At 70.5% G+C, this 12,204-nt stretch carries 12 protein-coding genes; 8 read left to right on the top strand and 4 right to left on the bottom strand.

Annotated features, from left to right (window positions below; translation table 11 throughout):
- The 6 genes from ABD224_RS27920 to ABD224_RS27895 all read left to right on the top strand — a co-directional run.
- Window positions 1-221 (top strand): transposase family protein (locus ABD224_RS27920; protein WP_344054846.1); only part of this gene is annotated, 221 nt, incomplete at its 5' end.
- A 527-nt stretch (window positions 222-748) separates the two neighbouring features.
- Complete coding sequence (locus tag ABD224_RS27915; RefSeq protein WP_344054844.1) at window positions 749-1,174, top strand: hypothetical protein; 426 nt, start codon at window positions 749-751, stop codon at window positions 1,172-1,174.
- Between the two features lie 395 nt (window positions 1,175-1,569).
- Window positions 1,570-2,040: a GNAT family N-acetyltransferase gene (locus ABD224_RS27910; RefSeq protein WP_344054842.1), complete on the top strand. Its 471-nt coding sequence runs from the start codon at window positions 1,570-1,572 to the stop codon at window positions 2,038-2,040.
- A 374-nt stretch (window positions 2,041-2,414) separates the two neighbouring features.
- A complete protein-coding gene (locus ABD224_RS27905) occupies window positions 2,415-3,494 on the top strand; it encodes a TerC family protein (protein ID WP_344054840.1) in 1,080 nt (359 codons plus the stop codon).
- 83 nt (window positions 3,495-3,577) lie between these two features.
- Complete coding sequence (locus ABD224_RS27900; RefSeq protein WP_344054838.1) at window positions 3,578-3,778, top strand: hypothetical protein; 201 nt, start codon at window positions 3,578-3,580, stop codon at window positions 3,776-3,778.
- Between the two features lie 146 nt (window positions 3,779-3,924).
- Window positions 3,925-5,070, top strand: coding sequence for an amidinotransferase (locus tag ABD224_RS27895; protein WP_344054836.1), 1,146 nt, complete (start codon window positions 3,925-3,927; stop codon window positions 5,068-5,070).
- Between the two features lie 143 nt (window positions 5,071-5,213).
- On the opposite strand, the gene ABD224_RS27890 is transcribed toward ABD224_RS27895, so the two are convergent.
- Entirely contained in the window at window positions 5,214-5,510 is a 297-nt protein-coding gene (locus ABD224_RS27890) for a GYD domain-containing protein (protein ID WP_344054834.1), read from the bottom strand.
- A gap of 290 nt (window positions 5,511-5,800) precedes the next feature.
- Window positions 5,801-7,069, bottom strand: coding sequence for an NAD(P)/FAD-dependent oxidoreductase (locus ABD224_RS27885; RefSeq protein WP_344054832.1), 1,269 nt, complete (start codon window positions 7,067-7,069; stop codon window positions 5,801-5,803).
- 178 nt (window positions 7,070-7,247) lie between these two features.
- Here ABD224_RS27885 and ABD224_RS27880 point away from each other — a divergent pair, with 178 nt between their 5' ends.
- Window positions 7,248-8,942, top strand: a complete 1,695-nt coding sequence (locus ABD224_RS27880; protein ID WP_344054830.1) for a PucR family transcriptional regulator — start codon at window positions 7,248-7,250, stop codon at window positions 8,940-8,942.
- 220 nt (window positions 8,943-9,162) lie between these two features.
- Here ABD224_RS27880 and ku read toward each other — a convergent pair whose 3' ends face one another.
- Complete coding sequence (gene ku, locus ABD224_RS27875; RefSeq protein WP_344054827.1) at window positions 9,163-10,161, bottom strand: non-homologous end joining protein Ku; 999 nt, start codon at window positions 10,159-10,161, stop codon at window positions 9,163-9,165.
- Window positions 10,162-10,416: 255 nt separating this feature from the next.
- The gene (locus tag ABD224_RS27870; protein WP_344054825.1) at window positions 10,417-11,229 is read right to left on the bottom strand and encodes a nuclease-related domain-containing protein; all 813 of its coding nucleotides are present in this window, start codon (window positions 11,227-11,229) and stop codon (window positions 10,417-10,419) included.
- Window positions 11,230-11,330: 101 nt separating this feature from the next.
- Between ABD224_RS27870 and ABD224_RS27865 the strand changes: the two genes are divergently transcribed.
- Entirely contained in the window at window positions 11,331-11,837 is a 507-nt protein-coding gene (locus tag ABD224_RS27865) for a protein-tyrosine phosphatase family protein (RefSeq protein ID WP_344054823.1), read from the top strand.
- Window positions 11,838-12,204 lie beyond the last annotated feature (367 nt).

The following is a 12,204-nucleotide window of genomic DNA, read 5'->3' as shown; positions in this document are numbered from 1 at the left end:
CCCCCTTCCGCCCGCACCCCGACATCGCCTCCCCACTCGCGCCGGACACCCGCACCCACAACCGGCTCCTGCGCGGCATCCGAGCCCTGGGCGAGCGAGCCGCCGCCGAACTCAAACAGCGCTGGCGCGCCCTGCACCATGTCACGCTCAGCCCCAGCCGCATCGGAGCCATCGCTCAGGCCGCCCTCGTCCTCAACAACGCATGGAACGAAAGGCGTTGAGAAAACCTCACTGTTCGTCTCAAGATTTCCGCACTCCATGCATGAACGAATTGAGAGCTTCGAATGAACAGCAGATTGTACACATCGGGTGGCAGCCTTCTCCGGCTGGATGGATCCGATCTCCTCTGACACGCGGGAAAATCCTGCCGTCTTCATCTGAAACGCCGGTTTCGCCGCAAGAGCTGGACGGCCCCGGGGGTCGGCGCCTCGGGCGCCTTCAGCTTTTTCAGCTTCTGCCAGCGGAGGGCCGCGATCGGGGTCCTTCGGGCCCTCCGGCAGCGAAGCCGGGTTTGCGCGGGCCGACGACGACCGGCAGCGGCAGACGCGCCACCGCTGCCGCCGATGAAGCCATGGGGCAGAACCTCACCATCGCGCAGGTTTCCTCCCAAGGGTGATGGCGCAGTAGAGATACGAAGATATTTCCTCCTGCCTCAGGGTCGTAATGATCCACCTATTGAGCGATTGTGGGCGGCTGCGCCGGCACTGTACGTTCCCGCTCACGGAGCGATGCGGCGCAAGGGGGCGGAATGTCTGTGTACGGGCGCGCGGACAGCGAATGGGACGAGCTGGTAGAGGCCGGACGCAACTTCCTCATCGAGCGAGCGAGACTGGGCAAGCTCACCTCGTACACAGAGCTCAATGCGACGCTGGTCAGGCGCACCGGCTGCCGGCCCTTCGACTTCAAGCGTGCCGATGAGCGAGCCGCGATGGGGCATCTGCTCGGACTGATCGTGGAACGAGACCAGGAAATCGCTCCCTCGGAGCCCCCTGTGATGCTCTCGGCACTAGTGGTCTACTTGGACTCCAATGACGCCGGCACCGGCTTCTATCAGTTGGCCAAGGAGCTCGGCCTCCTGTCCTTGAGCGCATCCGAGAGCGAGAAGGTCGCCTTCTGGGTCGACCAAGTGAAGCGGCTCCACGCACGCCACGGGGCCGGTCCCGCGGTCGCCTGAGGCCGAAGGCGCCCTGGTCCCGGTCCAGGTGCGCACGATCCCCTGTGTGCGCGTATCACAGCCGGACCAGTACCTCGTCCAGGCAGCTCGGACGGCGCCGAGGGACCTCGTGAACAACCGGTGCACGAGAACCGCGCCCCATTGGCCGTGGGCGCCGAGGCAGAGCGTGCCACCCACCGACGAGGACACTCACCCTCTCGCGCACCACCTCGTTGAAACCGTATCGGGACCCGGCGTGCCGGTGCCGCTGTGGATCGCCTGTGTCGCATACGCTGCGCGGGCGCCCGGGCCGGCGTCCTTGGCCGTGCGTACGCGCGGCAAGGGAATGCCGCCCGACGGCAGTCCTCACGTCGGCCCGGACGGCACAGCCGCCGGATGCAGGAACGAGGTGTGGCATGGGGTCTCCAGGTGTGCACCTGCGGGAGATCACCGACGACAACCGGGATGCCGTTCGTGCCCTCCGCGTCCGAAAGGACCAGAAGCAGTTCGTGGCGTCCGTGTCCAAGTCGCTCAAGGAGGCGGCGAAGACGCCGGAGGCCAACCCTTGGTATCGCGCCGTGTACCGCGGTGACGAGCCGGTCGGCTTCGTGATGCTGTCGTGGAGACCGCCGACCGGTCCTTTCAAGGGGCGGCACTTCCTCTGGCGTCTCCTCATCGACAAGCGGTACCAGAGGCGGGGGATCGGCCAGGAGGCGCTCGCGCAGGTCATCGACCTGGTGCGTGCGGACGGCGCCACCGAGCTGCTGACCAGCTACAGCCCCGGCGACGGCGAACCGTGGCCCTTCTACCAGAAGCTCGGGTTCGAGCCCACCGGGGAGATCGACGACGGCGAGATCGTCCTGCGCCTCGCCCTCCCCGCGGAGTGAACTCGTACCGGAGCCGTCGGTGAGCAGTCGGCGAGCAGTCGGACCGGGCCGGTCGCGGAGTCGGGCGTCCGCCGTGTCGTCGCTCTCCTCGGTCGTCGCCCTCCTCGGTCGTCGCCCTCCTCGCCGTTTCCGGGTTCGTCGTCGTGCTCATCCCCTCGGATCCGGAAGGGCTGATCGCCCCCCTGCGGAACACACGCTGCTGTCGGCAAGGTCTGACGCCTTCGCCCTCTGGGAGCAGGCCGCGTCCGGTGGCCTTGCCCCACAGTGCGTGCGGTGTCCCGGGCCGGACGTCCTGTTTGCCCGGTGCGGCGGATTGCCCAAGACTCGTGCGTGAGGGTCCGCCGGTCGGTGCGGGCCCGGAGAGGGTGACCGGTGTGCTCCAGGTCCCGCTCTGGTTGTGGGGAGTGTTTGCCGCCACGGTGGTGGTGTCGCTGACCGTCGATCTTCTGGCCCACCGCAGGGTGCACGTCATCGGGTTCAAGGAGGCCGGCGCCTGGAGCGGCATGTGGGTGGGACTCGCTCTGGTCTTCGGCTGCGTCGTCTTCCTCGTGCTCGGCACGACGGCCGGCACCGAGTACCTCACCGCGTGGCTGCTGGAGAAGAGCCTGTCGGTGGACAACCTCTTCGTCTTCGCCGTGATCTTCGCCTATTTCAGAGTGCCCCGTGCCCACCAGCACCGGGTCCTGTTCTTCGGCGTGTTCGGTGCCCTGGTCTTCCGCGGGATCTTCCTCTTCCTCGGTGTCGCCGTCATCAACCGCTTCACCGCGGTGCTGTTCGCCTTCGCCGCCGTTCTCTTCTACAGCGCCTCCAAGCTCCTCAAGGGCGAGAAGGGGACCTTCGACCCCGGCAGGAGTGTCGCGCTGCGGCTGCTCCGCAGGATCGTCCCGGTGCGGAACGAGTACGCCGGGGCGAAGTTCTTCGTGAAGGAGGCCGGCAAGCATGTGGCCACCCCGCTTCTCGCGGTGGTCGCCGCGATCGAGACCGCCGACCTGGTCTTCGCCGTCGACAGCGTCCCCGCCGTCCTCGCCGTCAGCGACGACGCCTTCGTCGTCTACACCAGCAACGCGTTCGCCATCCTGGGCCTGCGCGCCCTGTACTTCCTGCTCGCCGGTCTGCTGGACCGCTTCCACCGCCTGGACAAGGGCCTTGCGGTCATCCTCGCCTTCATCGGCGTCAAACTCATTCTCCAGGCGTCCCACAAGCTGATCAGTCCCAGCGTCCCGGAGATCCCCTCACCGGTCGGTCTCGCGGTCATCGTCGTCGTCCTGGCCGCGTCCGTCGTCCTCAGCCTGCGGCAGCCCGCCCCGTCCTCACCGCCTCCCGCCGCACAGGAGGAGGCGGCACCGCGTCCGGGCGCGATGGCCGGGAATCCGGGGTCCGTCGGCGCCGCGCACGCGGAGCCGGACCAGGGGGACGATCCCCCCGGCGAGGGCGATGACCGCACCGCGGGGTGACCTCACCACGGGGTGACCGCACCGTACGGGGACCGCGCAGGCGTGCTGTCCCCTTTTTCGCGCCGACGGCCTATCGTCGAAGAATGAGCAAAGCCGCGCATGAGACCGGCCCGCAAGGGAGGCTTGTGTGCCCGGTCTGCAAACACTCCCTGGACATGGTCGCCAAGAAACGGCACAAGACTTTCGGGATCTTCGTCCCCGTGTGGGAGCCCGGTCCCTGTCAGAACCCCGGCTGCTCCGAATATCTGAAGGAGCCGGAGCGCGTCGGCGCCCGGAAAGAGTGACACCGGGCCCGGCGCCGCGTGGACCGGGCCCCGGACGGGTAAAGGGGACCGACTTCGCCACCACGCGCCGCTTCTTCATGCCTTCCTGCCTGACTCCGCATCAGATATGGTGAGTCGTTGACTTCCACGGATCGAAAGCGGGTGTGATGGCGGTAGTACAGGAACCCGAAATTCCGGCGCCATCGGTCACGGCTGCCGACGCTGAGGAACCTCTCGTTTCTCCGGTCAATTCCCACAACGAGTGGGATCCGCTGGAGGAGATCATCGTCGGGCGTCTCGACGGTGCGACGGTTCCCTCCGACCACCCGGTCGTGGCCTGCAACATTCCCCCGTGGGCGGCACGGCTGCAGGGGCTTGCGGCCGGCTTCCGGTATCCGCGCCTGCTGGTCGAGCAGGCGCAGCAGGAGCTCGATCAGTTCATCACCCTCCTGCAGGCCCTCGGCGTCACGGTCAGGCGCCCGGACGCGGTCGACCACAGGAAACGCTTCAAGACCCCCGACTGGTCGTCGCGCGGTTTCTGCAACACCTGTCCGCGGGACAGCATGCTCGTGATCGGTGACGAGATCATCGAGACGCCGATGGCATGGCCGTGCCGGTACTTCGAGACGCACTCCTATCGCACGGTTCTCAAGGATTACTTCCGTCGCGGCGCGCGCTGGACGGCGGCACCGAAACCTCAGCTCACCGACGAGCTGTTCGAGAAGGATTTCCGTATCCCCGAGCCGGGCGAGCCCATGCGCTACATCCTCACCGAGTTCGAGCCGGTGTTCGATGCGGCGGATTTCGTGCGGGCGGGCCGCGATTTGTTCGTCACACGAAGCAACGTCACCAACCGGATGGGCATCGAGTGGCTGCGCCGCCACCTCGGCCCCGGCTATCGCATCCACGAGATCGAGAGCCGCTGCCGCACGCCCATGCACATCGATACGACGTTCATTCCGCTCTGCCCCGGCAAGGTACTGGTCAATCCCGAATACATCGACGTCGACCGTCTGCCCGACGTCCTGAAGTCGTGGGACATTCTGATCGCCCCCGAGCCCAACCCCATCGACGACCGCTTGCTCAAGATCACCTCAATGTGCGGCAAGTGGCTCAACATGAATGTTCTCGTGATCGACGGCAAACGGGTCATCGCGGAGCGGCATCACACCGACACCCTGCGCGCGCTCGAGAAATGGGGGTTCGAGCCGATCCCCTGCGATCTGCTGCACTACGCGCCGTTCGGCGGCTCGTTCCACTGCGCGACACTCGATGTCCGCCGCCGCGGCACGCTGGAGTCCTACTTCGACTGATCTTTCGACTGATCCAACTGCTCCTTCGGCCGGCCGCGGGGCCGCCGGTGAGAGGGGAGTCCCGTGCCGCCCCGCCACGGTCGCGAGGAAGTCGCGGGACAAGCGGGACAAGGGGAACAGGCCGGCCAGGGCCCGACACGACCTCAGCCGGCGGCCTTGGCGACGATACGGCTCATCTCCTCCCGGCCGAAGGCCCGCAGGGTCGTGGTACGGACGTTGCCCACCCCGCCGAGCCGCAGGAGCACCGCAGTGGCGGTTTCCTCGTCGGGCGCCTCGACAACGGCCACGAGGTCGTACGGGCCGACGGTCCAGTAGAGGTTCAGGACGTTCGCCCCGAGCCTCTGTGCCGCCGAGGCAAAGGCCTCGGCACGCTCCGTGGTGTCCTTGTAGTTCCGGATCCCCTGCTCGGTCCAGTTCAGCAGCGTGACGTACGTCGGCATGGCCTTCGCCTCCGTGAGGGGACACATCCAAGGCCAACTCTGGACACAGCGGCTGGAACGCGCACAAAGTTCCACACCCGGACGGGTGATGGGAGCGGCCACGGGGGTGCTCACGGCGGGGGGACCGTGAGACGCGCCGGGCACCGCTCGGTGACCGGCCACGCCCCGACGCGACGTCGGCACGGCTCCGGGCAGGTCCGGGCCGGTCCGGGCCGGCAGTCGGCGCCGGCCGGCCCGGTCGATGCGGTGCCGGCGGTGCGGCAGGCCGGGGAAGGAGCCCCGCCCCGCGCTCAGCGCAGCGGGTCGAACGGCGCCAGCTGCGCGGGCCGCTCGCCGGTGACGATCGTCTCGGCGAGAAGCCGTCCGGTGGCCGGGCCGAGGGTGATGCCCCACATGCCGTGTCCGCCCGCGACGAAGACCCGGGGGGAACGCGTGGCTCCGATCAGGGGCAGTCCGTCGGGCGTGCACGGGCGGGAGCCGACCCACTCGTCCTGGCGGGCGTCCAGGTCGGCGCCGCGCAGCAGCGGGCGTGCGGCCTCGGCGATGGCGTGGATCCGGCGGGCGTCCAGGGGTGCCTCCGGCTTGCGGAACTCCATCATTCCGGCGACACGCAGACGCCCGCCGAGAGGGGTGCAGGCGACGCGTTGAGCGGGGAAGTAGACCGGACCGGACGGTACGTGCTCCACGGGAACGCTGAAGCTGTACCCGCGGCCGGCCTGGACGACGGAGCGCACACCGAACTTCCTGGCGTGGCGGCCGAGCCAGGCGCCGGTGGCCAGGACCACCGCGTCGAAGCGGTCGCTCTCACCACCGCCGGTGAGGACGACGACACCGGTCCCCGCGTCCCGTACGCCGACGACCTCCGCGCCTTCCCGGATCACCCCGCCCCGGGCACGGACCGCGTCGGCCAGGGCGCGCACGAAATGCCCCGGGTCGATGTAGCGCTGGCCGTGCAGCCGGAGCGCCGCGCCGATCCGGTCCGACAGGGACGGCTCGATCCCCCTGGCCTCGTCGCCGTCGAGGACGTCGAACTCCATGGTCTGGCCCGCGGCGTGGATCTGTTCGAGCTCCTCCAGCAGGACCCGGCGCTCCTCGGCCGTACGGTAGGCCGCGATGAAGGACTTGGCCTCGCGTGTCCGTGCCTCGACACCGCCCTCGGCCAGGGCGTCGAAGCTCGGCAGCGCCAGGCTGTTGAGGGGGACGAGCGCACGCATCGCCCGCAGCCATCGGGACGCGGTGCTGTTGCGGGTGAACCCGGCCAGGAACCTGAGCAGGTTCGGGTTCGCGCTCGGCGGGACGTAGACCGGAGAGGACGGGCTGAGCACGGCCCGCACCCCGTAGGCGAGAACGGCGGGCTCGGGCAGCGGCGTCGCCAGGCCGGGGGTCAGCCATCCGGCGTTGCCCCACGACGAACCCGCGGCAACCCCCTCGCGGTCGTACACGGTGACGCTGACGTTCCGCTCCTGCAGGAACCAGGCGGTGGACAGTCCGACCATGCCCGCGCCGACGACGGCGACACGGCTGGGGCCGGAGTGAGCGGGTGAGGAAGGGCGGGTCATGCGAAACCTCTCCTTCAGGGCAGTGATGCCTCCGATGGTGAGGCCGGCCGCCTCCGTTGTCTTTGTGCCGGGCGGCCAATGGAGCAGGGACCGATGATGCGCGGAGCACCATGCCCGGGGCCACAATGGAACGCGTGGGCATGAGCAGTTCCCCGTACCGCGGCGCAGGGTGCCGGTCATGATCACCGTCACCGACCTGGTGGATTCCCTGGGGGCCGGCTTTCTCCGTACGGTCGTTCCGGCCGGCGACCGCGCGGTGCACGACGTCGCTCTGGCCGAACCCGGCGACACCGTGGGCCAGCCGGGGGAACTCGTCCTCGGGGTGGGCGTGACGGACCGGGCGGCGGCCCTCGCCCTGCTGGAGCAGGCCGCCGAGGCCACGGCCGCGGGTCTTGTGCTCAAGGGGGACGTCGCGCACGACCCGCGGGTGATCCGTGCCGTCCGGAGGCTGGCGGGCCCCGCGCTGGTCGAACTGCAGCCGCACACCTCGTGGGCGCACGTCGTCTGGCTGCTGCGCGGCGTCATCGACCGGGCCTTCGCGCCCGACACCGGCATCCTCGGCACTCCCGGTCCGCACACCGACCTGTTCGCACTGGCCGACAAGGCGGCCGAGATCATCGACGCCCCCGTGACGATCGAGGACGCGCAGTCCCGTGTCCTCGCCTACTCCGCACGGCAGGACACCACCGATCCGGCACGGGTCTCCACCATCGTGGGCCGGCGCGTTCCTCCGGAGACCCTGACGCACTTCCGGGCCAGCGGCGTCTTCCGCCGGCTCGCCCGCTCCAGCGACCCCGTCTGGACCCCTGCCGGGCCCGGCGGCATCCTGCCCAGGCTGATCGTTCCCGTACGGGCCGGGGGCGAGTGGCTCGGCTCGATCTGGGCCGTGGTCAAGTCGCCGGTTCCCCCGGAACGCGTCCGTGCGCTCGGCGATGTGGCCTCCGTCCTGGCCCTGCATCTGCTGCGGCTGCGCGCCGAGGCCGACATCGCGCGGCGGGTGTCGGCCGGACAGCTGCGGACGGCGCTGCGCGAGGGCACGGTCCCGGTCCGGGAGCCGGGAGCGGCCACCGCACTGCCGGCCGGACCCTGGCGGGTGGTGGCCTTCGGGTCGGTCCGTGGGACCGGTACGGCCGGTGAGCCCCGTGCGGCCGGCGGGACCGGTACGGCCGGCGTGGCCGAAGACGTACGCAGACAGCTGGACCTGTGGGAGTCGGTCGCACGCCGGTTCGGCTGGCACCAGCCTCTGCTCGCCGACCTCGACGGGTTGCTGTTCGCCCTGGTCACCGAGCGGCCCCCGGGCGCGCAGCGGACCACGCCCGGTACCCCGGCCGACGCCGGTGCGGGCACCCTCGACTGGCTCCGGCGGGTGCTCACCGAAATACGGTCGCACGATCCCGGCCTGTACGCCGCGGCGGGCCGTCCCGCCCACTCCCCCGACCAGTTGCCGCGCTCCACGGCGGAAGCCGTCGAACTCCACCGGCTGATCGGCACCGGCCGGGTCCCCCTCGCCCGCGGGGCGGGGACCGTGCTGATGGAGGACGCCTGGGACACCGTCGTCGTCGAGCGCGCCAGGACCGCCCTCGGAACCGACACCTGCCTGCTCGGCGGTCCGCTCGCCGCGCTGCGCGCCCACGACGAGGAGCACGGCACGCCGTATCTCGCGACCCTCGCGGCCTGGCTGGACCACTTCGGCGATCCCCAGAGCGCCGCGCGGCTCCTCCGGATCCACCCCAACACCCTGCGCTATCGGCTGCGCAAGCTCGAGGAGGTGGCCCCCGTCGACCTCTCCTCGCCCCGTCTGCGGCTGGCCCTGCGGCTGCAGCTCGCGGCCCTGGGCGAGGTGCCGCCGCCCGGCGAGGTGCCGGGATCTTAGGTCCTGTCGTCCTTGGGGCCTGTCGTCCTCAGGTCCTGTCGTCGGCGCCTGCCGGGCATCGGAGCGGCACCGGCGTGAGCCGGCCACGGCGTCCGTGCGCCGAAAGGCTCTCCCAAAGGAGACCGCCGAGGCGGCGGAGAGGAGGCAGCCGGCCGCCCGCGGCATGCACGGCCGAGGACAAGAAGCGCCCGTGCGCGGCGGGAGCCGTGCCGGGGCGTCCTCACGCCGTGCGTTTGCGCGAGGCCGTCTTCCTGGCCGGGGCCTTCGCCGTCTTCCCGGTGGCGGCCGAGGTCTTCTTCGCGGACCGCGCCGGCTCGGGCGTCTGCTTCTTCGCCGCGGCCTTCCGTGCCGTGGGCGCCGGCTTCCGGGAAGCGGTCCGGGCCGGCTTGCGCGGGGAGAGGCCCCCGCCCTCGGCCTCCTCCGGCGCCTTCTCCACTGCCTCGCCCCTGGCCCGCCGGGCCTCCTGGACGCTCCTCTCCAGGGCGGTCATCAGATCGACGATCTTGCTGTCGGGGGCGGGTGCGGGGGCTTCGGGAAGTGCCTCACCGGCGGCCTTGGCCGCGATGACCTGCTCCAGGGCCTTGCGGTACTCGTCGTGGAGATCCTCGAGGTCGACCTCGCCGAGGGTGTCCATGAGGGTGTCGGCGAGGTCCAGTTCCCTGTCGCGGAGCCTGACGTCGACGGCCGGGGCCACACCCTGGGGGGCGCGGATCTCGTCCGGCCAGAGCAGGCTGTGCATGGCGATGGCGTCGTCCACCACGCGGAGCATGCACAGGCGCTCACGGCCGCCCATGACGAGCTTGGCGATCGCCACCCGCCGGCTGCGCCTGAGGGCCTCCCGCAGGAGGGTGTACGGCTTGGCGGCCCGGACCCCGCTCGCGGCCAGGTAGTACGCGTTGTCCAGCTGCAGCGGGTCGATCCGGTCGGCCGGGACGAAGGCCACGATGTCGATCGTCTTCGTGGTCGCCAGGGGCAGGTGGGCCAGGTCCTCGTCGGTGATCGGGATGATGGTGCCGTCCGCGTCCTCGTAGGCCTTGCCGATCTCCTCCTGCGTGACCTCGCGGTCCTCCAGTTCGCACACCTTGCGATAGCGGATGCGGCTGCCGTCCTCCGTGTGGATCTGACGGAAGGGGATGGTGTGGTTCTCGGTGGCGTTCACGACCTTGATCGGGATCCTGAGCAGGCCGAACGCGATGGCACCGTTCCATATGGATCGCACGTGCAGCCCCTTCCGGAGCAGTCCGGGGTCCGGCGTGAGCCGTTTACCGCCTTTCAGACTTTTTCTACGGATTTACCATCGTATGACTTCTAAGTCTTCCGAGTGCGGCCGTGCGTCATGCGCAGTCGTGCATCGCGTGCGATCGCGCCGCGTGCGGTCACGCTGTGCGCGGTCGCGCACCGTATGCGGTCGTGCACCGCCGTGCGTCCCCGCGTCGCCGTGCGGGTGAGGGACGAGGAGTGCGGCGGTGCCGCGTCACACCCGTTCCCACGTCCTTCTGTCCCTCGCCACCGCGTGCAGGGCCTCCACATCCGCCGGCTTCAGCACGCCGCCCAGGCGGGACAGGGAGCCCAGGTCCGAGGCCTGGAGGATGCGCACGTCCCTCGGCGGGGCCGTCGTGCGGAGGTCGGCCGGGCCCGCCAGGGCCAGGAGGGGACGGACATCGGCCGTGAGGGCGTAGGAGGCGCGATCGGCTGCCGCGCGGAGCAGGCCAAGGAGGGGAACCGGGTCGCGGCGGCCCACGGTGACCAGGGGGTCGGCGACGCGGACGGTCTGTTTGCGGGCGTGGAGGGCGTGGACGGCGAAGAGCCCGCCGGGGCCGATCACCAGATGGTGGATGCGGTCGCCGCCCGGCAGCGGGACCGAGTGCAGGGTGTACCAGCCGGCGCCGTCCAGGGCGTCCAGGGCCTCGCCGACCGTCTGCTCGGCGCCGAGGGCGCGGCGGCGGGGGTCCGGGCGGAGGCGGTGCAGGGGACCGGACTCCCGGTCGAGGGCGACCAGCAGGGCCTCGCCGGGGCGGTTGGGGGCCAGGTCGTCGTCCGGGTGGAGGCTCAGCCGGGCGAGATCGGCCGGGGTGGGGACCGGGGGCGGGCCGATGGCCACCGGTCCCGTGAGGAAGGGGGCCAGGGCGCGCAGGACCTCCTCCCGCTCGTCCTCGCTGAGGAGGTGGACGCGGGCGGTCCCACGGTCGTACCAGGCGACGTTTCTGCCGTCGGGCCGGCAGACGTAGAGCCGTGCCTGTCCGTGGCGCCAGGTCGGTACGACGCGCAGTCCGCGGTGTCCGCTCATGCACCATCACCCCACTGACCATGGGAACAGGCGGGGTGCTGCCGGGGCAAGGACCCGGCTACCGTTGAGAAACGGTGGGAGGCGGAGTGGGGGAGGCAGCGTTGCGGACCCGCGGAAAGCAGCCCGACGTACCGGCTCCGGACAGCCCGTGGAGCGAGATCGTGCCCGGCCTGTGGATGGGCGGACACGAGTTCAGGGGGCGTTCCGGGAAACTGGAACTCGCCGTCGTGCGGAACGAGTTCGATCTTGTGCAGACCCTGCTCAGACTTCCGGGGTACGGACCCGACCCCGGTGTCGAGCACCATGTGTGGCCGATCCCCGACGGGCCGCTGGACGGAACCCAGCTCGCGGGGGTGATGCGGCTGGCCCAGGCGGCCTGCGACGCGCTGGAGCAGGGTCGCCGTGTGCTGGTGCGCTGTTACTCCGGGTACAACCGTTCGGGGCTGGTCGTCGCGCACGCCCTGATCCACCAGGGGTACTCCGCCGACGAGGCGATCCGGCTGATCCGGGCCCGCCGGTCCTCCTGGGCGCTGCACAACGAGCTGTTCGTCGACTATCTGCGGGTGGGGCTGTCGACGGTGCGGCTGCTGGAGGAACTGGCCGAGTAGTCCGGGCGTCCCGGGCCTCCTGGGCAATCGTTTCACCCGGGGCGCGTGCGCTCCCGCGCCGCCGGCGGTGACGGGGCGGGCCGGCGCGGGAGCCGTCCGGTGGCCGCCCTCGGGTGACACCCCCTCAGACAGCGGCGGCCCCGATGGCGCACTGTGACGAGCGCGCGACACGGACCGCTCCTAATGTGGCGATTAGTCAAACCCGCCCGTTTTCCGAGGGCTTCGCCGCCTCAGGTGGAGGTGTCTCCATGTCGTCCCCGCGCTCTCCTCTCACCCGGCTGGCCCTGACGGCTGCCGTCGGCGCCTGCTGGCCCTGGCCGATGATCTCTTCCACCTGCTGGCGGACCGCCTCGAGCGAAATCCCGAG

The organism is Streptomyces thermoalcalitolerans (assembly GCF_039525155.1).
GTDB lineage: Bacteria > Actinomycetota > Actinomycetes > Streptomycetales > Streptomycetaceae > Streptomyces > Streptomyces thermovulgaris.
This window is presented reverse-complemented; position numbering and strand designations above follow the sequence as displayed.

Excerpts from the sequence above, each read along its gene's own strand:
- ABD224_RS27870 (WP_344054825.1), bottom strand. The coding sequence starts at position 11,229 with ATGAGCGGACACCGCGGACTGCGCGTCGTACCGACCTGGCGCCACGGA.
- ABD224_RS27900 (WP_344054838.1), top strand. The coding sequence starts at position 3,578 with ATGAGCAAAGCCGCGCATGAGACCGGCCCGCAAGGGAGGCTTGTGTGC.
- ABD224_RS27890 (WP_344054834.1), bottom strand. The coding sequence starts at position 5,510 with ATGCCGACGTACGTCACGCTGCTGAACTGGACCGAGCAGGGGATCCGG.
- ABD224_RS27880 (WP_344054830.1), top strand. The coding sequence starts at position 7,248 with ATGATCACCGTCACCGACCTGGTGGATTCCCTGGGGGCCGGCTTTCTC.
- ABD224_RS27885 (WP_344054832.1), bottom strand. The coding sequence starts at position 7,069 with ATGACCCGCCCTTCCTCACCCGCTCACTCCGGCCCCAGCCGTGTCGCC.
- ABD224_RS27910 (WP_344054842.1), top strand. The coding sequence starts at position 1,570 with ATGGGGTCTCCAGGTGTGCACCTGCGGGAGATCACCGACGACAACCGG.
- ABD224_RS27895 (WP_344054836.1), top strand. The coding sequence starts at position 3,925 with ATGGCGGTAGTACAGGAACCCGAAATTCCGGCGCCATCGGTCACGGCT.
- ABD224_RS27915 (WP_344054844.1), top strand. The coding sequence starts at position 749 with ATGTCTGTGTACGGGCGCGCGGACAGCGAATGGGACGAGCTGGTAGAG.